Annotated in this window: 19 protein-coding genes; 6 read left to right on the top strand and 13 right to left on the bottom strand. The window is 72.4% G+C overall.

Features of this window, described 5'->3' with window-relative positions; genetic code table 11:
- Window positions 1-200: 200 nt before the first annotated feature.
- The 4 genes from AMO33_RS08145 to AMO33_RS30965 all read right to left on the bottom strand — a co-directional run bounded on the left by AMO33_RS08145 (window position 201) and on the right by AMO33_RS30965 (window position 6,111).
- Window positions 201-1,838, bottom strand: coding sequence for a serine/threonine-protein kinase (locus tag AMO33_RS08145; RefSeq protein WP_060591731.1), 1,638 nt, complete (start codon window positions 1,836-1,838; stop codon window positions 201-203).
- Window positions 1,839-1,853: 15 nt separating this feature from the next.
- Entirely contained in the window at window positions 1,854-3,455 is a 1,602-nt protein-coding gene (locus AMO33_RS08140) for a serine/threonine-protein kinase (protein WP_060593375.1), read from the bottom strand.
- 137 nt (window positions 3,456-3,592) lie between these two features.
- Window positions 3,593-4,732 (bottom strand): M20 family metallopeptidase, encoded by a 1,140-nt coding sequence (locus tag AMO33_RS08135; RefSeq protein ID WP_197657740.1) that lies wholly within the window; start codon window positions 4,730-4,732, stop codon window positions 3,593-3,595.
- Window positions 4,733-4,740: 8 nt separating this feature from the next.
- A complete protein-coding gene (locus AMO33_RS30965) occupies window positions 4,741-6,111 on the bottom strand; it encodes an MFS transporter (protein WP_060591730.1) in 1,371 nt (456 codons plus the stop codon).
- A 238-nt stretch (window positions 6,112-6,349) separates the two neighbouring features.
- Here AMO33_RS30965 and AMO33_RS08125 point away from each other — a divergent pair, with 238 nt between their 5' ends.
- Entirely contained in the window at window positions 6,350-8,167 is a 1,818-nt protein-coding gene (locus tag AMO33_RS08125; protein WP_082668613.1) for a hypothetical protein, read from the top strand.
- Between the two features lie 22 nt (window positions 8,168-8,189).
- On the opposite strand, the gene AMO33_RS08120 is transcribed toward AMO33_RS08125, so the two are convergent.
- Both AMO33_RS08120 and AMO33_RS08115 read right to left on the bottom strand, forming a co-directional pair.
- Window positions 8,190-8,900 carry a TetR/AcrR family transcriptional regulator gene (locus tag AMO33_RS08120; RefSeq protein WP_060591727.1) on the bottom strand — a complete coding sequence of 237 codons (711 nt, stop codon included), beginning with the start codon at window positions 8,898-8,900 and terminating at the stop codon, window positions 8,190-8,192.
- A 7-nt stretch (window positions 8,901-8,907) separates the two neighbouring features.
- Window positions 8,908-10,134, bottom strand: coding sequence for a cytochrome P450 (locus AMO33_RS08115; protein WP_011208964.1), 1,227 nt, complete (start codon window positions 10,132-10,134; stop codon window positions 8,908-8,910).
- Between the two features lie 283 nt (window positions 10,135-10,417).
- Here AMO33_RS08115 and AMO33_RS08110 point away from each other — a divergent pair, with 283 nt between their 5' ends.
- The 4 genes from AMO33_RS08110 to AMO33_RS08095 are packed head-to-tail and all read left to right on the top strand — an operon-like array spanning window position 10,418 to window position 13,543.
- On the top strand, window positions 10,418-10,903 hold the full coding sequence (locus AMO33_RS08110; RefSeq protein ID WP_060591724.1) for an STAS domain-containing protein: 486 nt from the start codon (window positions 10,418-10,420) through the stop codon (window positions 10,901-10,903).
- Between the two features lie 57 nt (window positions 10,904-10,960).
- Window positions 10,961-11,899 (top strand): metal ABC transporter substrate-binding protein, encoded by a 939-nt coding sequence (locus AMO33_RS08105; RefSeq protein ID WP_011208966.1) that lies wholly within the window; start codon window positions 10,961-10,963, stop codon window positions 11,897-11,899.
- On the top strand, window positions 11,899-12,633 hold the full coding sequence (locus AMO33_RS08100) for a metal ABC transporter ATP-binding protein (protein WP_060591723.1): 735 nt from the start codon (window positions 11,899-11,901) through the stop codon (window positions 12,631-12,633). Before AMO33_RS08105 ends, AMO33_RS08100 begins: the two co-directional genes overlap by 1 nt.
- A gap of 28 nt (window positions 12,634-12,661) precedes the next feature.
- A complete protein-coding gene (locus tag AMO33_RS08095; protein WP_060591721.1) occupies window positions 12,662-13,543 on the top strand; it encodes a metal ABC transporter permease in 882 nt (293 codons plus the stop codon).
- On the opposite strand, the gene AMO33_RS08090 is transcribed toward AMO33_RS08095, so the two are convergent.
- From AMO33_RS08090 to AMO33_RS31385, 3 genes are all read right to left on the bottom strand, one after another.
- Window positions 13,527-14,267 carry an LGFP repeat-containing protein gene (locus AMO33_RS08090; RefSeq protein ID WP_060591718.1) on the bottom strand — a complete coding sequence of 247 codons (741 nt, stop codon included), beginning with the start codon at window positions 14,265-14,267 and terminating at the stop codon, window positions 13,527-13,529. The genes AMO33_RS08095 and AMO33_RS08090 overlap by 17 nt on opposite strands.
- 215 nt (window positions 14,268-14,482) lie before the next feature.
- Entirely contained in the window at window positions 14,483-14,836 is a 354-nt protein-coding gene (locus AMO33_RS08085) for a hypothetical protein (RefSeq protein ID WP_011208970.1), read from the bottom strand.
- Window positions 14,837-14,912: 76 nt separating this feature from the next.
- Window positions 14,913-15,059, bottom strand: coding sequence for a hypothetical protein (locus AMO33_RS31385; protein WP_011208971.1), 147 nt, complete (start codon window positions 15,057-15,059; stop codon window positions 14,913-14,915).
- A 267-nt stretch (window positions 15,060-15,326) separates the two neighbouring features.
- Here AMO33_RS31385 and AMO33_RS08080 point away from each other — a divergent pair, with 267 nt between their 5' ends.
- Window positions 15,327-15,548, top strand: a complete 222-nt coding sequence (locus AMO33_RS08080) for a hypothetical protein (RefSeq protein WP_041560093.1) — start codon at window positions 15,327-15,329, stop codon at window positions 15,546-15,548.
- A 19-nt stretch (window positions 15,549-15,567) separates the two neighbouring features.
- On the opposite strand, the gene AMO33_RS08075 is transcribed toward AMO33_RS08080, so the two are convergent.
- The 4 genes from AMO33_RS08075 to AMO33_RS08060 are packed head-to-tail and all read right to left on the bottom strand — an operon-like array spanning window position 15,568 to window position 21,252.
- A complete protein-coding gene (locus tag AMO33_RS08075; RefSeq protein WP_060591716.1) occupies window positions 15,568-18,249 on the bottom strand; it encodes a fumarate reductase/succinate dehydrogenase flavoprotein subunit in 2,682 nt (893 codons plus the stop codon).
- On the bottom strand, window positions 18,246-18,992 hold the full coding sequence (locus AMO33_RS08070) for an ABC transporter ATP-binding protein (protein WP_011208974.1): 747 nt from the start codon (window positions 18,990-18,992) through the stop codon (window positions 18,246-18,248). The genes AMO33_RS08075 and AMO33_RS08070 overlap by 4 nt, the downstream gene beginning before the upstream one ends.
- Window positions 18,989-19,834 carry an ABC transporter permease gene (locus AMO33_RS08065; protein WP_060591715.1) on the bottom strand — a complete coding sequence of 282 codons (846 nt, stop codon included), beginning with the start codon at window positions 19,832-19,834 and terminating at the stop codon, window positions 18,989-18,991. The genes AMO33_RS08070 and AMO33_RS08065 overlap by 4 nt, the downstream gene beginning before the upstream one ends.
- Window positions 19,831-21,252 (bottom strand): ABC transporter substrate-binding protein, encoded by a 1,422-nt coding sequence (locus AMO33_RS08060; protein ID WP_060591712.1) that lies wholly within the window; start codon window positions 21,250-21,252, stop codon window positions 19,831-19,833. The genes AMO33_RS08065 and AMO33_RS08060 overlap by 4 nt, the downstream gene beginning before the upstream one ends.
- Between the last annotated feature and the right edge of the window lies 1 nt (window position 21,253).

Genomic DNA, 21,253 nt, shown 5'->3' with positions numbered 1-21,253 from the left:
TGTCGGCGTCCGTAGGATAGCCAGGCCGTCACCAGGAAGTAAACCGGCGTTCTCCCTCTTGTTCGGAAGTGTGCTGTTCAAAGGGGGTGAACCGTCGGTTCACCCCTGCGCTGCGACGTGCGATTTCGGCCTGTGCCGACAGCAGGTGTTCCGGTGCCGAGACTCGATGTTGGTGGTTGTTCGCTGTTCTCCCCGCGCTTTCACAGCGGTGCGGTCGCCCACCAGTGGTCGTAGAGGTCCCGGCCGGTGTGGTGGTCCCAGGAGACGTCGAGGACGATCCAGGCGCGGGCGGGATCGTCGAATGTGACCGTGAGCAGGCCGGTGTCACCGCCGGCGTAGTGCGTCCAGCGGACCCGGCCGGTCCCCGAATCGCGCTGCCACACTTCCTCGCGGGTGGTGTCGTCGGCGACGGCCGTGCGGAAGGTCTCGTCGCGGCGTGGGTCGCCCGGGCGGAAGGACCACGCGTAGAAGTGGATGCCGTTGTCCTGCACGCATTCCAGCGCGGGGGCGCGGCCATTGTCGAGCACGTCCAACGGCGTGCAGCGGGCGCCCTGGTAGCCGGTGGCGGCCGGGGTGTCGGGGATCAGGCCGGGGAGGAGGGCGGCGAGTTCGCCGGTGCGGCCCCAGGCGGGGTTCGTCGCGACGGTGGTGGTGGCGATGCCGGAGGTGACCGGCGGTGGGCTCGTCGTGGGCCCGGCGACGGCGCTGCCCGGGACCGTGGTGGCGGTGCGGCCGAACGCGAGCACCAGGGCGACCGCCAGGACACCGGCGACCGCGACCCCCGCACCCCACCACACGGCGGCGGGGCGACCGGGAGGATGTGCGGTCCGGTGGTTGTCGGGCGCGGCAGCGGAGCTGCCGTCCGGGAGCGGGCGGACCGTCGCGCGCGCGGCAGCCGGGGCGTGCCGCGCCGGACCCGCCCGGTGCGGACTGGGCTGGTGCGGACGGTCTGCTCGGGCGGAGTTCTGTTCCGGCCCCGCAGCTTCCGGACCGGGCGGGTGGTCGGCGAGCGCGGCCGCGGCGGCGACCGCCAGGGCGCGGCAGTCGGGATAACGCTCGGCGGGATCCTTGGCCAGGGCGGTGGCGAGGACGTCGTCGAGGGCGCGCGGAAGGTCCGGGGCGCGCCGGGTCACCGGGGGTGGTGGTTCCAGCAGGTGGGCGCGGAGGAGTTCGGCGGGGGTGGTGCCGGTGAACGGCAAAGCGCCGGTGAGCATCTGGTAGAGGGTGACACCGAGGGAGTAGAGGTCGCTGCGGTGATCGGGCTCGCGCCCGTCGATCTGCTCGGGGGCCACATAGCCGAGGGTGGCGGGCAGCGCGCCCGCGCCGGTGAGGCGGACGGCGTCGTCGCGGCTGCGGGCGATGCCGAAGTCGGCGACGAAGACGTGGTCGCCGCCGTCGTCGTCGGCGGCCACCAGCAGATTGGCGGGCTTCACGTCGCGGTGCAGCAGGCCGCGGCGGTGGGCGGCGTCCAATCCGGCGGCGGCCTGGGCGACAAGGCCGACCGCGCGCCGCGCGGGTAGGCGCCCGTGCTCCCGGATCAGCCGCGCCGCGTCCGGGCCCGCGACGTACCGCATGGAGATCCAGAGCCGCTCGTCCTCGGCGCCGCGGTCGTAGATCTCCACGACGTGCGGGTGGTCCAGCCGCACCGCGATATCGGCCTCGCGGGCGAACCGGGCGCGGAACTCGGGGTCGGCGCCCGCCGCCGCGTCCAGCACCTTCAGCGCCACCGAGCGCGGCAGCCGGGGATGCCGGGCGAGATACACCGTGCCCATCCCGCCCGAGCCGAGGGTGCGCTCGATGCGGAAACCGGCGAACACGGTCCCCGGCGGCATCGCCATGTCCGGCTCTCCTTCTCAGAGCGGCGCCGAGCGCCACCATCGGTCGTACACATCCTGCCCGCCGCTGCCGCCGCTGGCCGAGACCAGGCAGAAGTGGCGATCGGGGTCGTCGAACGCCACATCGAGCAGTCCGAACCCGGCGGTGTCGTCGGTCGCCCACCGGATCGTGCCGCTCCCGGAGGGCCGCGTCCAGGGTTCCTCGTGGATGTCGGTGAGGCCGAGCGTGTCCGAGCGGTAGGTCACCGGCGCCCGCGACGGGTCGCATCGGATGTTGACGTTGATACCGTCGTCGGTGGTGGCCGGGCAGTGCAGCCACGAACCCTCGTCGTCGTTGCGGGCGCAGCGCATGCCCTGGTAGCCGGTGCCCGTCGGCTCGGACGGCAGCAGATCGGGGAACGCGGCCACGATGTAGGCGGCGGGACCCCACGCGGAGGTGGTGATGGTCGGCGTCGTGGTGGTCGGTGGCGTCGTGATGGTCGCCGGTGACGGGGTCGCGACCGGCGTGCCTGCGGTGCTGTTCCCGCGGACCAGGACGGCCGCTACCGCCGCGGCCACGACGAGCGCCGCCACCGTGGTGGCGATCAGCAGCAGCCGAGCGGAACGGGGTGGTCCGGCCGGCCCGGCAATGCCCGGTTCCGACGGTGTTCGAGGTTGCGCCGAGGCGGTGGGGTGCGGGGCGGGGGAGAGGTCCGCCGGGGTGACACCGGGACCGCCGGCCGGTCCGGTCGTCGCCGACGGCGGGGGAGGCGCCATCCGGTGGGGTGCCGAACGGTGCGGGGTGTTCGCCGCCAGCGCCGCCGTCGCCGCCCGCGCGAGCTCGCCACAACTCCCGTACCGGTGCGCCGGTACCTTCGCCAGCGCCCGGGCGATCACCGGGTCGAACGCGGCGAGCGCCGGATGCGTGGCCGACGGGCGTGGCGGCGGCTCGTACAGGTGGGCCTGCATGGCGGCGGCGGGCGAGCGCCGCGCGAACGGCACAGCGCCGGTGAGCATTTCGTAGAGCGTGCAACCGAGCGCGTAGACGTCGGTGCGGGCGTCGAGCGGGCCACCGGCGAACGTCTCCGGCGCCGCGTAGGCGAAGCTGGCCAGTACCGAGCCGGAGGTGGTCGCCGCGGCGTCGAGCGATCGGGCGATGCCGAAATCGGTGAGGCGCACGACGTCCGCGCCGTCGTCGTCGGTGGAGACGAGGATGTTCGCGGGTTTGACGTCACGGTGCAGCAACCCGCGCCGGTGCGCGGCGTCGAGCCCGCGTGCCGCCGCGGCGACGATCCCCACGGCCCGCTCGGCGGGCAACCCGGCCGGTTCGGCGGCGACCAGCTCGCCCGCATCCACCCCGTCGACATAACGCATGGCGATCCACAGGAACTCGCCCTCGCGCCCCCGGTCGTAGACGGCCACCACGTTGGGGTGCTCCAGCCGCGCCGCCAGCTCGGCCTCCCGCTCGAACCTCGCGCGATACCCGGGATCGGCCGCCAACTCCGGATCCAGCACCTTCACCGCGTCCCGCCGCGGCAGCCGAGGATGCTCGGCCAGATACACCGTTCCCATCCCGCCCGCCCCGAGCCGACGCACGATCCGATACCCGGCGAAGACATCCCCAGCACCCGGCAACCGCACGACGACCTCCTCCCACCCGCACAATACCGCCGGCGCCACCGCCCGTCCGTCGAGAATCCCGCCGCCGTCCCGGCGCACCCCGGCCGGTGCGGTCGCGGGCTCGTCCGGTGGACGGCGAGGCCGCGGTGGTGCTGTCACTACGGCTCGAGACGACCGGGGCGCCGCTGTGCCAACCGTGCCAGCAACTCTGTGAGCAGGGCCGTTTGGCGGGGCATGGTGGGCACCTGCACGTGTTCGTCGCGGGCGTGGGGGTAGCCGCCGATCGCGCCGAGGCCGTCGAGGGTGGGGACGCCGGCGGCGGCGCTGATGTTGCCGTCGGAGACGCCGCCCGCGGTGGCGGTGGCGAGCGGGCCGAGCCCGAGTTCGTCGGCGGCCGCCTCGGCGTGGGCGAGGAGGCCCGCGGCCGCGCGTTCCTCGAACGGGAGCCGGTCGATACCGCCGGTGACGACGACCTCGGCGCCGGGCAGGCGGGGGCGCAGGCCGGTGAGGGCGCGGTCGACGTCTGCCATGGCGGCGGTCGTCCAGGACCGCACGTCGACGTGGCAGTGCGCGCGTTCGGGCACGGTGTTGCCGGTGGTGCCCGCCGACAGCACGGTCGGGGTCACGGTGGTGTCCCGGTCCGCCAGTGCCGTGAGCGCCAGGATCTGGTGCGCCAGTTCGACTCCGGCGTTGATGCCGCGTTCGGGTTCCAGGCCCGCGTGGGCGGCGCGGCCGCGGATCTCGATGTCGTAGTTGGCGATTCCCTTGCGGCCGACCTTCACGGCCCCACCGTCGGCGGCGGGTTCGCAGACCAGGACCGCCCCGGCGCGCCGGGACTGCTCCTCGATGAGCGTCCACGCGCTGCGGGAGCCGATCTCCTCGTCGCCGGTGAGCAGCACGCTCACCCGGCCGGGGTCGCCGTGCAGGGCGAGTGCGGTGACCAGCTGGACGATGCCCGCCTTCATGTCGAAAACGCCCGGCCCGCGCGCGATTCCGTCGCGCACCGTGAACGGCCAGTCGGTGAGGGTGCCCAGCGGCCACACGGTGTCGAAATGGCCGAGCAGCAGCACGGTCGGGTGCGCGGCGGCGGCGAGGACGTGCGGCAGGCCGTCGCGTTCGAGCACCTCGACGCGGTGCGGGAGCAACGGCGCGAGCCAGGACACCAGGAGGTCGGCGCACCGGCGCAGGTCGGCGGGGGAGTCCGAGGGGGATTCGCAGCCCACGAGGTCGGCCAGGCGCGCCACCATGTCCGGCAGGGCTTCGCCCGCCCGCACGAGGGTGTCGTGCTCGCCGTCCACGCTCCGGATCATCCCACGTCCGGGGGAGTTCCACCGGGAGGTGTCCGAAAGGTCCGTATCCCTTCTACACTGGCGCAGTGCGTCCTCGCCGGCTGATCGCCCTGTCCCTGTTCGCCCTGCTCGTCCCGCTCGGTGCCGCCTGCACCGCCGAGGGACCGGGCTCCACCGCCGACTGCAACGTCGGCGGCTGCACCATCACCTTCACCCGCGGGGTCGACGCCCAGGTGAGTGTCCTGGGCGTCGACGCGCAACTGGTGGCCGTCGACGGCAACCTGGTCACGTTGAAGATCGCCGGTCAGCAGGTGACCGTGCCGATGGGCGAGACCCGCCCCGCCGAAGGTCTCGACGTCGCGGTGCAGGAGGTGACCGCCGACCAGGTCGTCGTGAAGGTCAACACCGGCCTGACCGGAGGCTGACACCGCCGCCGAGTTCGGCGGCGGGGCGCCGTTCCGGGGCCCACCCGCCCACCCAGGCCGGCGTGTCGACGGCGTCCTGTCGACGCCATCCTCGGGCTGTTCGCGGCCGCGGACCAGCAGCACCGGAGCTGCCGCCGCCGTCGCCGCCGCGGTGCCTGCGCCGGCAAGGACCAATGCCCCACCCGCACCGACGGCGGCGACCGCCGGCGCGCCGAGCAGCGTGCCGAGCATCGTCGCCGCGTTGTTGACCGAGCCCATCGCGGCGAACGCGCGGCCTTTCACCGCGGGCGGCACGTGCGTCGCGATGAGCACCGTGATGGCCGAGACCTGGAGCGAGTTCGCCACGCCCGCGGCGGCGAACCCGATCGCCGCGCCGAGGAGCGATCCGGACAGGCCGGCGCCGGCCAGGCCCGCGCCCATGAGCAGTCCGGCCGCGACCAGAGTGCGGCGTTGGTGCTGCGGCGCGATCTTCGGCGCAGGCCACACCGACGTCAGCAGCCGTCCGGCGACGAACGGGGTCGTCACCAGCCCGTATTCCAGCGGTGTCGCGGACAGGGTTGCGCGCACGTAGAAGACTTCCGCCACGGTGAAGACGGCGGTGAACACGATCGCCGCGGCCAGGACGCCCATCGCCGCCCGAACGACCCGATTCGCGGCCAGCAGGGCGGGCGCCTCCACGACGTGCCGCCACCAACCGGGTCGACCCGTCGCCGGATGCTCGGGCGGGAAGCGCCGTAGGCCGAGTGCGGCCATCGACACCACCAGGACGATGCTGGACATCGCGTCGAGCGCCATCGTCGCCGCGAAGCCGACCGACCCGACCGCGACACCGCCGACCACCGGGCCGGCGAGCATGCCGGTCATGCGCGCGGCGTCGAGGGTGGCGTACACCCGGGCGGGGTTCTTCGTGCTGTGGTCGTCGGCCTGTTCGGCGAGGAGCATCATCGCCGGCGACCGGATCATGTTCTCGATTCCCCCGAACTGGCCTGCTCGGCCAACCTACCGTGCGCCGCCCCTTCGACCAGGGCCGACAACGGTACACCCGACAATCGGGCATCGGTGCGGGTGGTGATCCGCTACAGCGGTCACCCCGGCGTCCGGGGGTGCGCGGCACGGTCGGGCAGACTGGGAACCTGCACGCGGATCGTCCGGTGGACCGCCGGGCGATCGGAGAGGTTCGGCGGAACGGCGAGGAGCAGGCATGGTCGAGGGCGTCCGCACGCTCGACCGTGCCGCGCCCGCCGCGCCCGCTCCCACGCCGCGCCGCCGGTCCCTGCGCCGGGCGGTGCTGCTGACGGCGCTGGCGTTGATCCTGGCGCAACTGGCGCTGCGCGGCTGGATCGCCGCGCGCGGCTACTTCTACTGGGACGACCTGATCCTGGTCGGCCGCGCGGGCCGCTACGACCTGTTCTCGGCGGACCTGCTGCTGCACGACCACGACGGTCACTTCATGCCGCTGGCGTTCGCCACCGCCTGGGTGCTCACCCGCGCCGCGCCGCTGGTCTGGGCGGGCCCGGTGCTGACGATGGTGGTGCTGCAACTGGCGGCTTCGCTGGCCGTGCTGCGCATGCTGCTGGTGTTGCTCGGCCGACGGCCGGTGGTGTTGATCCCGTTGGCGTTCTACCTGTTCTGCCCGCTCACGCTGCCCGCGTTCGTGTGGTGGGCGGCCGCGCTCAACGCGTTGCCGCTGCAGATCGCGCTGGCCTGGCTGATCGCCGACGCGGTCCGGCTGGTGCGCACCGGGCGGATCCGCTTCGCCTGGTCGGGGATCGCGGTGCTCGTCGTGGCCCTGTCGTTCTTCGAGAAGTCGGTGGTGGTGCCGTTCACCGCGTTCGCGGCGGCGGCGCTGGCGCTGCACGTGCGGGGGATCCCGCGGCCGGTGCGCACGGTGGCGCGCCGTGGTCGGGTGCTGTGGCTGGGGTCGGCGGTGGTGCTGGCCGGCTGGGCGGCGGTGTATCTGAGCGTCGTCGACCTGACGAGCGAACCCCACGACCGGCACGACGTCGGCGAATTGGTGCGCAGCGCCACCGGTCGCGGCGTGGTGCCCGCGCTGTTCGGCGGACCGTGGCGGTGGGAGCGCTGGGTGCCAGCCACCCCGTGGGCTGCGCCGCCCGGCTGGGTGGTCGCGGCCTGCTGGGTGCTCGCCGGTCTCGCGGTGGCGTTCGTGCTCGCCCGGCGCAGGCACGTGCTGCCGGTGCTGGCGGCGGCGATCGGTTACGTGGTGCTGGCACAGTTGCCGCTGGCCCTGCTGCGCAGCGGCCCGCACACCGCCACCGAGATCATGCAGTCGCTGCGCTACCTCGCCGATGTCGCCGTGGTGCTCACCGTCGCCGCGGCCCTGGTGTGCCGTGCCCCCGCCCGTCGTGGCGGCCCGGTCCCGTTCCGCCGTCCGGCCTTCGCGCTGACCGCGGCGTTCGTGGCCGGCAGCCTGGTCTCGACGCTGACCTACGCGGACTCGTGGTGGACCAACCGCACCCGGACCTACCTGCCGACCGTGGCCGCCGAACTACCGCGGCAGGACGCGCCGCTGCTCGAGCAGGAGGTGCCCTGGGAGGTGCTGGCGCCGGTCGCCTATCCGCAGAATCTCACCGGTCAGGTCTTCGCGCCGATCGCAGGCGAGGACGCCTTCGCCGACTCGACACCGCGGCTGCGCATGATCACCGACGACGGGCACATCGTCGACGCGGTGGTCTGGTGGAACCGGCACATCCTGCCCGGCCCCGAACCGGGCTGCGACCACCGCGTGGCCGGGCCGACCCCGGTGGATCTGCCGCTGGACGGTCCGATGATCGAGAACAAGTGGACCGCCCAGCTCAACTACCTCGCCGACCGCGACGGCCGCATCACCGTCGCCCTCGGCGACGGCGAGCCGGTCGTGGTCCCGGTGCGCGCCGGGGTGCACACCGTCTACGTGCGGGTGATCGGCGGCGGCACCGCGTTGCGGGTCGGCGCCTTCACACCGGGGCTCGGCCTGTGCATCGGGGTCGGTCCGGTCGGGGTCGCCTCGTTCGATCGCTGAGCGCCCGGTGCCGATCGCCCGGTCATACGCCGATGCCGCGGGCCAGCTCCGCCAGCACCGTGTCGAACAGCGCTTCGGGGTCGCGGACCGGCAGCGGGTAGTTGCCGAACACCTCGAGGGTGACGTGCCCGTACAGCCGCGCCCACAGCGTGATCATCAGGTAGGTCACGCCCAGATCCAGCTTCTCGGCCGGGAACTTCTGACCGGCTTCGGCGAGCATGGCCAGCAGGTCGTTCTGGTAGCCGATCAGGTCCGCGCGCAACGCGGGCGGAATGGTGTCGGTCGGCGGCAGCGCCAGCTCGTAGGTGGTCAGCAGGCGTCCCGCCGCGGCGAGGAACACCCGGCCGAACGGTTCCTCGAACCGGCGCAGACCCGCGGTGTGCACCCGGTTCGGCGAGGCGAACACCAGGGTGAACTCGTGCGCGTGCGCCAGTGCCCAGCGCCGGAAACCGCGGCAGATCGCGATCAGTTGCAGCAGGCCGTCCTCGGTCGCCGCCGCCGCCTCGACGGCCAGCTCGTCGGCGAGGTCGAGGCAGATGTCCGCGCGCAGCGCGTCGGCGAGCTCCTCGTGCGAGGCGTAGTGCCGGTAGAGGGCGGGGGCGGTGACGCCGAGGTCGCGGGCGATCGCCCGCAGCGTCATCGCCTCCGGCCCCTGCGCCACCAGCAGCGCCCTGGCCGCGCGCCGGATGTCGGCGGCGGCCACCGCGGGCACCCGGCCGCGCCGCCCGGTCACGATCGGCTCACTGGTAGGCGACCTGCCAGCTCTTGATGCCGTTGAGCCACCCCGAGCGCAGCCGCACCGGTTCGCTCACCTGGCGCAGGTTCGGCATCACGTCGGCGATCGCGTTGAAGATCAGGTCCAGCTGCAACCGGGCCAGATTCGCGCCGACGCAGTAGTGCGTGCCGGTGCCGCCGAAGCCGACGTGCGGGTTCGGGTTGCGGGTGATGTCGAAGGTGTACGGGTCGGTGAAGTGGTCTTCGTCGAAGTTGGCCGACGCGTAGAACAAGCCGACCCGCTGGCCCTTCTTGATCGCCTGTCCGCCGAGTTCGGTGTCCTGCAGGGCGGTGCGCTGGAAGGCGACCACCGGCGTGGCCCAGCGCACGATCTCGTCGGGCGCGGTGCGCGGGCGCTCGGCCTTGTACAGCTCCCACTGCTCGGGGAAGTCGACGAAGGCCTTCATGCCGTGGGTGGTGGCGTTGCGGGTGGTCTCGTTGCCCGCCACGGCCAGCAGGATGACGAACCAGGCGAACTCGTCCGACCCCAGCGACTCGCCCTCGATGTCGGCGGTGACCAGCTGGCTGACGATGTCGTCGGCCGGGCACTTGCGCCGCTCCTCGGCCAGGTTCCAGGAGTACCCCATGATCTCGGCGGTGGCGACCTTGTGGTTGCCGTCGAAATCGGGATCGTCGTAGCCCATCATCTGGTTCGACCAGTCGAAGAGCTTGCCGCGGTCGGCCTGCGGCACGCCGAGCAGTTCGGCGATCGCCTGCAACGGCAGCTCACAGGCCACCTGCTGCACGAAGTCACCGCCGCCGGTCTTCTTGGCCTCGTGCACGATCCGCTCGGCTCGCTCGTGCAGGGCGTCGCGCAGCGACTGCACCGCGCGCGGGGTGAAGCCGCGGGAGATGATGCGGCGCAGCTTGTCGTGCGCGGGCGGATCGGTGTTCACCAGCATGGCGCGCTGGATGTCGATCTCCTCGCGGGTGATGTCGGCGTTGAAGCGGATGACCGCGGTGTTCTCGTGGTTCGACCAGATCTCGGGCGTCTTGGAGATCTCCTTGATGTCGGAGAGCTTGCTCACCACCCAGTACCCGCCGTCGTCGAACCCGCTGGTGCCGTCGGGCTGGTCGACCCACCACACCGGAGCGGTGCGGCGCAGCTCGGCCCATTCCGCCACGGGCAACCGGGTGGCGAGCAGGTCGGGGTCGGTGAAGTCGAAGTCGTGCGAAAGGGACGGCGCGGACACGGCTACCTCCTCGTAGGGCTGGTTCACGGGAGAGTGAACCACACCACACCCCAATTTGTGAACAGTATTTAGTAAATGATGTTCATCCGATGCGTCGAGGGGTCTGGACGGCGCGCGCGTCCGCGCCTGTTTCGGTTTCGACACGAAGCGGCCCCGGCGGCTCCGAATCGGTGTGCCGGGCCCGCCGCGCGTGATAGGACGGTGATCGACGGGCCGTCTTCAGTCGGTAGGACGACCCGCTCGGCCCGAGTGCCCGGAGCACTCGCATCGGATCGGGAGCGCCATGGATTCCGCACTCGAATCTCGTCTCGCCCAGGCCGCACACCGGCTCCCCGCCCCCGAGGGTGCCACCACCGCGAATCGCAGGCTGTTCAGCAGGCTGCGCCGCCGCGGACCGGCTCTGGTGCTGTCCCCGCGCGGGGCCGCCGACGCCTACACCCTCGACCTGTGGCGGTGCGCCGTGCGCGAGGCGGTCGACACGGCGGCCGCGTCGGCCTGCGCGCTGATCGTCGACACGAGCAGGATCGACTTCCTGTCCTGCCGAGCGCTGGTGGTGCTCGCCGAGGAGGCCGGACGCGCCGCCGAGCGCGGCGTGCCGGTGAGCCTGGTGACGCCGAACCGGACCATCGCCCGCATCGCCGCGGTGGATCCGGCCACCGTCGCCCTGTCCATCCACTCGACGGTCGTCAGCGCCCTGACCGCCCTGCGGTTGCGGGATTCGCAGGACACCTCCGGTCGCTCCGGCACACCGCTCGCCCTGGGCAACTGACCGATACACATACGCGAACTTGAAAGTTAGGGCGTCCGAAAATTACAATCCGGACGTATGAAGCTCGTTGCGTCTCGTGCGTTCTCCGTGCCGTGGCGGTCGGTGACGGCCGCGCTGGCGGCCTGTCTGATGGTCTCGGTCGTGGCGGCGTGCGGCGGTGCGCGCGGTGACGACGACCGGCCGACCGTGCTGACCACCTTCACCGTGCTCGCCGACATCGCGGGCACGGTGGCGGGCGAGCACCTGCGCGTCGAATCGATCACCAAGGCGGGCGCGGAGATCCACGGGTACGAGCCGACCCCGGGGGACATCAGGAAGGCGGCCACCGCCGACCTGATCCTGGACAACGGGCTGAACCTGGAGGCGTGGTTCGAGCAGTTCGTCGCCGAGGTCGACGTGCCGCACGCCGTCGTCAGCGAGGGCGTCGAACCGATCGACATCGCCGGCGACGCCTACCGGGGCAAGCCCAACCCGCACGCCTGGATGTCGCCGCTGAACGTACGGATCTACGTCGACAACATGGTGCGCGCCTTCGCCGAACTCGACCCCGACCACGCCGCCGACTTCCGCGCCAACGGCGAGCGCTACAAGGCCGAACTGGACGCGGTGCACGCGGAGCTGACCGGTGCGCTGAGCGCGCTGCCCGAATCGCAGCGGGCGCTGGTGACCTGTGAGGGCGCGTTCTCCTACCTGGCCAGGGACGCCGGGCTCACCGAGAAGTACATCTGGCCGGTCAACGCCGAGCAGCAGGCCACCCCGCAGCAGATCACCTCCGCGATCGATTTCGTCCGCGAGCGCGCCGTGCCCGCGGTGTTCTGCGAATCCACCGTCTCCGACGCGCCCATGCGGCGCGTGGTGGAGGCGACCGGCGCCGCCTTCGGCGGCGTGCTGTACGTGGACTCGCTGTCCGAACCGGACGGGCCGGTGCCCACCTACCTGGCACTGATCCGGCACGACGCGCGGACCATCGCCGATGCGCTGACAGGACGGGCGTGATGGGTGAACTCGCGGTGGACGTCGCCGACGTCACGGTCCGCTACGGCGAGGTGCTCGCCCTCGACGGTGTCTCGCTGACGCTGGCCCCCGGCCGGATCTGCGGCCTGGTCGGCATGAACGGCTCGGGCAAGTCGACACTGTTCAAGACCATTGTGGGACTGGTCAAGCCGACCTCGGGCACGGTCACCCTCTACGGGGACACCCCGCGCGCGGCGCGGCGCGCCGGTCTGCTCGGCTATGTGCCGCAGAGCGAGGACGTGGACTGGAGCTTCCCGCTCACGGTCCGCGACGTGGTGCTCACCGGCCGCCACGGCCGGATGGGCTTCCCGCGCCGTCCGCGCCGCGCCGACCGGGAGGCCGTGGACCGCGCGCTCGCGCGGGTCGAGCTGACCGAGCTGGCCGACCGGCAGATCGGCAGGCTCTCCGGCGGCCAGCGCAAGCGCGCGTTCGTGGCCCGGGCGCTGGCCCAGGAGGCGACCCTGCTGCTGCTGGACGAGCCGTTCGCCGGGGTGGACAAGCGCTCGGAAGCGGCGATCACCACGCTGCTGCGCGAGCTGGCCGCCGAGGGCGCGGCGATCGTGGTGTCCACCCACGACCTGCACGCCCTGCCCGAGCTGGCCGACGAGGCCGTGCTGCTGATGCGCAGCGTGCTGGCGCGCGGCACGCCGGAGGAGGTGCTGCGGCCGGAGAACCTGGCCGCCGCCTTCGGCCTTGACGTGCTCGGCCGGTCCTGACCGGCCCCTTCGACGACGGGAAGCGTTGATGAATCCGATCGAGTTCTTCCTCGAGCCGCTGCGCTACGAGTTCATGGTGCGCGCGCTGACCACCACGGTCGCCGCGGCGCTGGTCTGTGCCGTGCTGTCGTGCTGGCTGGTGCTGATCGGCTGGTCGCTGATGGGGGATGCGGTCTCGCACGCGGTGCTGCCCGGCGTGGTGCTCGCCTATATCGCGGGGCTGCCGTTCGCGGTGGGCGCGGTGGTGTTCGGTTTCGCGGCGGTCGGCCTGATCGGGCTGGTGCGTGAGACCAGCCGGGTCAAGGAGGACGCGGCCATCGGCATCGTGTTCACCACGTTCTTCGCCGCGGGCCTGGTGCTGGTCTCGGTGACGCCGAGCCAGACCGACCTCAATCACATCGTGTTCGGCAACCTGCTCGGTGTCGGCCGCGGCGAACTGGTCCAGGTGGTGGTGCTCGCCGCGATCACCCTGCTGGCGCTGGTGCTGCTGCGCCGCGATTTCACCCTGTTCGCCTTCGACCCCACCCACGCCCACGCCATCGGCCTGAATCCGCGCGTGCTCGGCAGCTGCCTGCTCGGGCTGCTCGCGCTGACGGCCGTGGTGGCACTCCAGGCGGTGGGCGTGGTGCTGGTGGTGGCGATGTTGATCATCCCCGGCGCGACGGCCTATCTGCTCACCGACCGCTTCCAGCGGATGCTGCTCATCGCGCCCGCGGTCTCCGTCGCCGCCGCGGTCACCGGCCTGTATCTGAGCTACCACCTGGACACCGCGTCGGGCGCGATGATCGTGGTGGTGCAGGGCGCGGTGTTCGTGCTGGTCTACCTGTTCGCCCCGCGCCACGGCATCCTCGGGCGCAGGCTGGCCGCGCGCGCCCTGGCCCGCCGTGATCAGGTCACGGCGTCCAGGTGATGCGACCGCCCTCGAAGTCCTGCGCCTTGCCGTCCTCGTAGTCGTACTCGTCGCTGGTCGGGTAGCCGTACTGGCCGTTCTCCGCGCCCGCGGCGATCCAGCGATCGCGGATCACGCCCCACACCGCGTGCGCGCCGGTGCGCGGCGAGTAGTAGATCGCGCCGCCGTTGAACAGGTTGTAGCGGCCGTTGTCGGCGCTGGTGGACTCGTCGGTGACCGGGAAGCCGAGCGGTCCGGACTCCCAGCCGAGCCGGCCCCATTTGTCGCGGATCGCGCCGCCGACCTGGTGGGCGGCGGTGCCGACCGACCAGTAGATGCTGCCGCCCTGGAAGTGGTTGAAGCGGCCGGTGTCGCCGGGGGTGGCGGTCTCGCGGGTGACGGGGTAGCCGAGCGCGCCGCGCTCGTAGCCGAGCTGGCCCCATTTGTCGCGGATCGGGCCGCCGACCTGGTGCGCGCCGACATCGCCTCGCCAGTAGATGGCGGCGTTGTTGGCGAAGGTCTGGAATCGTCCCCCCGACGCCGCGTCGAGTTCGGGGCCGGTGGGGTCGCCGAGCACGGCCGGGCCGCCCGCCTGGTCGTACTCGACCTCGATCGCGCCGCCGACGTCGAACGCGCCGACCGGTCGCGCGCCTGCGACGCCGAGTGCGGAGGTGAACAGCACCGCCAACGAGGCGGTGGCGGCGGCGGTGCGGCGTGCCGCGCGCGATCCTGGACGCTGTGCCATGAAGAACTCCCTGCTCAGGTCGATGCTGCCTCGGTACCAACGTGACGACATGGTGCTACGACATCGCCTTCATCGGCCCGGCCCCGAGCAGCGTTAGCGACGGTGGCGCGGCTCACGCCACGGAATACCGCGACGGCGCAGATGTGGCTGCCGCCCACCGGGTCACCGCGCCGACCCCGGCCGAGATCCTGGTGTGGGCGGCGTGCACCACCGGCTCACCGGGCGAACACGCTGCCACCGATTGTGAGGTAGGCGAGCAGCAGGAAGAACAGGAACCACCCGGTGCCCTGCCAGATCGGCCACACCCGGCCCTGCCGCCAGCGCAGGTAGGTGATGACGAACGCGCCGATCCAGCCGGCCGCCAGTACCACCGCCGGGCCGACCACCATGGCGACCCGGGACGCGGTGTCGCACAGCATCGGTCCGGTCTCGCAGGCGTCGCGGCTCGCCGCCCAGATCCCGATGATCACCGCCACGAGCGCGGCCAGCGCGACCACGCCCAGCCCGAAGCGGACGGCCTTGCGAAAGCCCTCCGGATCCGACCACCGCTTCTCGACATCGTCGACCACCGTTGCCTCACCTCCGTCTCGTCACCGGAGTTGCCTGAGGCGCGTGCGCCAAACCCGCCGAGCGATCGCCAGCCGTTCAGCGCATGGCCGGCAGGTCCGGCGGTTCGGTGTGGTTGTGGCGCATTTCGAACCAGTAGGTCGCGACGACGGTGCCGTAAGCGGCGACGACGACCAACGCGGTGACAGCGAACAACAGCAACAGCAACAAGATCACCAGAGCCATGAGCCCTCCCCCGAAATCGGGTGTGTCGGCATCGAAGCAAGCCGGCGCGGCATTGCGCCCAAGTTCGAGCTCCCTTCGAATCCTAGAACTCGGACCGGGCGGACGCATGTTCCCGCGCTGTGAGACGAGTCATGTCGCCGGGCCGGTGTAGGCCGGCTCACGGGGGGTATCCGTCGCTGTCGCGACGGACCTTCCGCGCATTCCGCCCACGTTCCCGCGGTGTTTCGCCCCTGTCGCACAACGCCACCGGGCCGTAGCGTTGCGGGTATGCGGATCGACGACGCGAACCTCACCGACCACGCGAAGCTGGCGGAGTTCTACCTCGACAAGGCGATGCAGATCCTGCGCCCCCTCCTCGAGGACGACTTGGCCAGCCTGCCCAGCGACGAGGCGTGGGTGCGCGCCCGCACGCTGCAGGGCCAGGCGCAGGTACACGCCACTCTGGCCCTGCGCGAACAGCTTTCCCGGTTGCCCGGCGGCGCGGCCTGACCGCCGCGCCGCCGGGTCGTCACGCGGTGACGGCGCGGCGGGCGTAGGCGCGCACGTCGGCATCGCTGTCGGTGGTCGCACCGGTCAATCCGTCGTGCGCGCCGGGATGTTCGGGCCAGCGCGCCAGCGAGAGCACCGCGGCCTTGCGCACATCCAGGTGCGGGTCGCGCAGCGCCTCGACCAACAGCGGCACCGCCGCGTCGGCGGGCGCCCCGGCCAACCCCTTGGCCGCGCCGACCCGCACCTGCCACGCGGAATCACCCAGTGCCGCGGCCAGTTCGGCGCGGTCCGGTTCGGTGGCGCCGAGCGCGGCGTAGGCGGCCAGCGCCGCCGCGCGCACCAGGGGATCGCGATCGCCGGTCAGCGCGCGGATCACCGGGTGCCCGCCCGCGCCGATGGCGGCCAGCCCGTTGGCGACCGCGACGCGGACCTCGCGGTTGCCGTCCGTGGCCGCCGCCGACACGCCCTCGACGTCGTCGAGGGCGACCAGCCCGCGCACGGCCTCGATGCGCACCCGGTGGTCCGGGTCGGCCAGTGCGGCGGTGAACTGCGCGGCCGTGCCCGCACGCCGTGCCCGCACCAGATCCAGCACCGTCGCGCGGACCAGCGGATCGGGGGAGTCCAGCCGCTCGGCCAGCCCGGTCGCCGCCGGCAGCACCTCCACCAGTTCCCGCAGGCTCTCCGCGGCGGTGCGGCGCACGGCGGCGGCCGGATCGTCGAGCGCGCGCACCAGCGGCTCGGCGAAGCCGTCCGGGGTGTGCTCGGTGAGCACCGACAGTGCCGCCGCCCGCACGCCCGCGTCGGTGTCGGCGAGATACGGCGAAAGGTCCTCGACGGTGGGCGAATCCAGCGCGAGCAGGGTCACGATCCGTGGTGAGGGCGGTGCCGCGGGCGCGTCGGTGCGCGGCGCGGCGGGCGTGGCGTCCCGGTCGGGTGCCCGCCCGACCCGCACCCGCGGCTGTTCGACCGGCAGGTCCGGTCCCACCGACGGGATGTCGTCGAGCCCGGGCACCGGCACCAGGTAGGGCGCCACCGGCCGCTTGCGGAACTCCATCTCCCCGGCGGCGTTCTTGCGCAGGTTCAGGTGATAACGCCAGGCGCCGTCGTCGCGGGCGGGTAGGTCGGCGCGCTCGTGGTACAGCCCCCACCGGGACTCGGTGCGGGTCAGTGAACTGCGCGCGGCCATCTCGGCGCAGTCCCGGATGAAGGAGACCTCCGCCGCGCGCATCAACTCGTGCGGAGTGCGCGCGCCGATCCCGGCCACCTCCGCCCGCATCCGCTCGAAGGTCTCCACCGCCAGGGCCAGTTTGGTGGCGGTCTTGGGCGGGGCCACATAGTCGTTGACGAACCGGCGCAGCTTGTATTCCACCTGGGGCTGGGGCGGGCCGTCCGGCTGCCGCAGCGGCCGGTAGATCAGCTCGTGCGCGGCCGCCAGCTGATCCTCCGGAAGTTCCCCCGGCGCGGGCACCTCCGCGAGCGTGCCCGCGGCGTGCGCGCCCGCCAGGTCGCCGAAGACGAAGGCGCCGATCATGTAGTTGTGCGGCACGCAGGCCAGGTCACCGGCCGCGTACAGTCCGGGCACGGTGGTGCGGGCGTGCTCGTCCACCCACACCCCGGAGGCGGAATGCCCACTGCACAAACCGATCTCGGAGATGTGCATCTCGATGTCGTGGGTGCGGTAGTCGTGGCCGCGGTTGGCGTGGAAGGTGCCGCGCGTCGGGCGCTCGGTGGTGTGCAGGATGGATTCGAGGGTGCCGATGGTCTCCTCGGGCAGGTGGGAGACCTTGAGATAGATCGGGCCTTTCGCCGATTCGATCTCCCGCTTGACCTCGGCCATCATCTGGCCCGACCAGTAGTCGGAGTCCACGAACCGTTCGCCCGCCGCGTTGACCTGGTAGCCGCCGAACGGGTTGGCGACATAGGCGCACGCCGGACCGTTGTAGTCCTTGATGAGCGGGTTGATCTGGAAGCACTCGATCCCGGACAGTTCCGCGCCCGCGTGATACGCCATCGCGTATCCGTCCCCGGCGTTGGTGGGGTTCTCGTAGGTGCCGTAGAGGTAGCCGCTGGCGGGCAGGCCGAGCCGTCCGCACGGGCCGGTCGCCAGGATCACCGCCTTGGCTGCGACGGCGACGAATTCGCCGGTGCGCGTGTGCAGGGCCGCCGCCCCGACGGCCCGCCCGCCCGCGGTGAGCACCCGCACCGGCATCAGCCGGTTCTCGATGCGGATGCGCTCGCGGTTCTCCCGCTTGCGCAACACGCGGTAGAGCGCCTTCTTGACGTCCTTGCCCTCCGGCATGGGCAGCACGTACGAGCCGGACCGGTGCACCCGCCGCACCGCGTACTCGCCGTACTCGTCCTTCTCGAACTTCACGCCGTAGCGTTCCAGGCGCTGCACCATCGCGAAACCACGGGTCGCCGTCTGATAGATCGTGCGCTGGTCGACGATGCCGTCGTTGGCGCGGGTGATCTCGGCGACGTAGTCCTCCGGGCTGGCCTTACCGGGGATGACGGCGTTGTTGACCCCGTCCATGCCCATCGCCAGCGCGCCGGAGTGCCGCACGTGCGCCTTCTCCAGCAGCAGCACGTTCGCGCCGTGCTCGGCGGCGGTGAGCGCGGCCATCGTGCCCGCGGTGCCGCCGCCGATCACCAGGACGTCGCAGTCGAAGCGCAGGCGATCGGTCAACTCGGGGATCTTCACAGGTGCTCCAGGATCTCGGCCCGGACCGCGGGGCGGTCGCCGGGGGTACGCGGATCGGGCACCTCGACGAGGGCGCGCAGCACGCCGGCGCCGGTGGCGCCACGGCCGAGCACGGCGATCCGGTCACCGAGGCGCAGCGCCTCGTCGAGGTCGTGGGTGACGAAGACGACGGTGGTGGGATGGGCCCGCCAGGTGTCGACGAGCAGTCGCTGCATGCCCGCCCTGGTCTGGGTGTCCAGCGCGCCGAACGGCTCGTCCATCAGCAGGGCGCGCGGCGCGGCGGCCAGCGCGCGGGCCAGCTGGACCCGCTGCCGCATGCCGCCGGACAGGTCGCGCGGCAGGTAGTCGGCGTAGCCGGTGAGGCCGACCTCGTCGAGCCTGCGCAGGGCGAGCTCGCGCCGTTCGGGTCGGGGGACGCCGCGCAGCCGCAGCGCCAGTTCGATGTTGCGCCGCGCCGTGCGCCAGGGCAGCAGCGCGTCGTCCTGGAACACCAGCGCCCGGTCGGCCGACGGCCCGGTGACGAGCTCGCCGTCGGCGCGCACCGCCCCGGCCTCCGGCGGCCGCAACCCGGCCAGCGCGCGCAGCAGGCTGGACTTGCCGCAGCCGGATTTGCCGACCACGACCAGGATCTCGCCCGGCGCGACGGTGAGATCGAGCCGCTCCAGCACGGTCCGTTCGCGGTAACCGAGCCGCACGCCGTCGAGGGTGAGGCCCGCGGGCTCGCGGATCGCGGCGGTCGTCATCGCACCTCCCGCGGCAGCCAGCGGGTCAGGCGCCGCCCGGCCAGCTCCACCAGGCCGGAGGTGGCGAACCCGAGCACGCCGATGGTGATCATGCCGACGAACACCGCCGGATAGTCGACGATGGTGTACGACTGCCAGGTGCGATAGCCGAGGCCGAGGCGGCCGGAGATCATCTCCGCCGAGATCAGGCAGATCCAGGCCACGCCCATGCCCACCGACAGGCCGCTGAACACCCCGGGCAGGATGCCGGGGAACACCACCCGCACCAGCACGTCGGTGCGGGTGGCGCCGAGGGTGCGCACGGCGTCCTCCCAGATGGTCGGCAGCGCCCGCACCGCGTGCCGGGTGCTGACCAGCACCGGGAACAGCGAGGCGGTGAAGGTGATGAACACGATGCCGGACTCGTCGCTGGGGAACAGCAGGATCGCCACCGGCACCAGCGCGATCGCGGGGATCGGCCGCACCAGTTCGGTGAGCGGGCCGAACACGTCGCCGAGCAGACCGGAGCGGCCGAGGCCGATCCCGGCCAGCACACCGACGACGGCGGCCAGCCCGAAGCCGGTGACGATGCGGATCAGCGACTGCCCGATGTCGAGGTAGTACTCCTGCCTGCCCAGGTGCTCGCCGAACTCGGCGACGATCTCGGTCACCGTCGGCAGCGCGTCGAACCGCAACCCGGCGCGCACGTCGTTGACGGTGAGCAGCTGCCACAGCGCGATGGCCGCGGCCACCGAGACCACCCGGATCAGCCGGGAGCGCCACCGCGAGGCGCCCGCCGGGGTGTCCCGCGCCGGCTCGGCGACGGTGTCGGCGGGGGCGGCGGTGAGGGCGACGGTGCTCACGGCCGCACCTCCCGCACCGCCTGCTCGTAGGACACCGGCGCCGCGCCCGGATGCGCCTGCCGGTACCGCTCGGCCGCGGCCGCGGTGGTGAACGGCAGGTACCGGTCGCCGTCGCGCACCCAGACCGACTTGTCGGCGAACCAGCGGGTGCCCAGTTCGGCGTCGGGGACGTAGGCGGCCCGGATCACGGCACCGTTCGCCTGGGCGGCCCGGACGGCGCGCAGCAGGCAGGTGGGGTCGGCGGCGGGTTGCGGTGCGGGCGCGCCGTCCACCCACACCTCGCCGGCGGTGGCCGGGTCGGTGACCTCGGTGCCGCACACCGGGTCGGTGCCGCGGACCCGGTTCGGGTTGCCGGTGGCGGCCAGCGCGGTGTCGTAGTCGCCGAACGCCGCGAACGCCTCCCGCAGCGGGGCGGGGTCGACGAAGCGGTCGATGTCCAGGTCGGCGAAATCGCCGATCGACTTCAGGTACGGCACATCGCCTTTCAGCGCCTCGATCAGGCTGGGCTTCACGATGGGGTCGAAGCTCGTACCGCCGGGACCGTTGTAGAGGTACACCACCTCCTGCGGCAGCCCGGAACCCTCGGCGACGAGCCGGGCCGCCTCGAACGGCTGCTCGTTGAGAAACCGCGTCGCGTCCAGCTGCGCGGCGAGGAAGGCCTGCAACACCTCCGGATGCTCGGCCGAGTACGCCCGCCGGGCGACCACGCCGTGGAAGGTCGGCACGTTCAGTTCGGCGCCGTCGTAGAGCAGCTTCGCCTTGTTCTGGAACACCAGCAGTCCGGGCCAGGCCACGAACTGCGACAGGCCGCTCACCTGGTGCGACTCCAGCGCGCTCGCCCCCACCTGCGGCTGCTGGTTGACCACTTCGACGCCGGTGGCCGGGTCGATGCCCGCCCGCGAGAGTGCCTGCACGAGCGTGCCGTGTCCGGCCGAACCGACACTGGCCGAGACCTTCTGCCCGGCCAGGTCGGCCAGCCGGGTGGCCGGCGAGTCGGTGGGCACCACCACCATGTTCAGCGCGCCCTTGGGGTTGTAGCCGGTCACCGAGACCAGCGCGGTGGCCGAGCGTTCGTTGGCCTGGGTGCGGGAACCGTTGATGAGCAGCGGGTAGTCGCCCATCGAGCCGATGTCGATCTTCTCCGCCACCATCTGCGCGGTGATCGGTGCGCCGGTGTCGTAGTCCTGCCACTCCACCTGGTAGCGCGCGCCACCGGCCGCGGTGATCGCGGCCAGCCGTTGTTCGAGGAAACCTTTGGCGCGCAACAAGGTTCCGGCGGTGACGGTGTTGATGGTCTTGGACTGGTAGCCGACGACGACCTGCACCGTGCCCGCCGGTGCGTCGTCGGAGGGTGCCAGGGAGCAGCCCGCCGCGGCGAGCGCGGCGGCGAGCAGGAGCGGGACGAGACGAGCTTTCATC

It is taken from the genome of Nocardia farcinica, assembly GCF_001182745.1.
Taxonomy (GTDB): Bacteria; Actinomycetota; Actinomycetes; order Mycobacteriales; family Mycobacteriaceae; genus Nocardia; species Nocardia farcinica.
The sequence above is the reverse complement of the archived record's forward strand: the minus strand, read 5'-3'. Positions and strand labels throughout refer to the sequence as shown.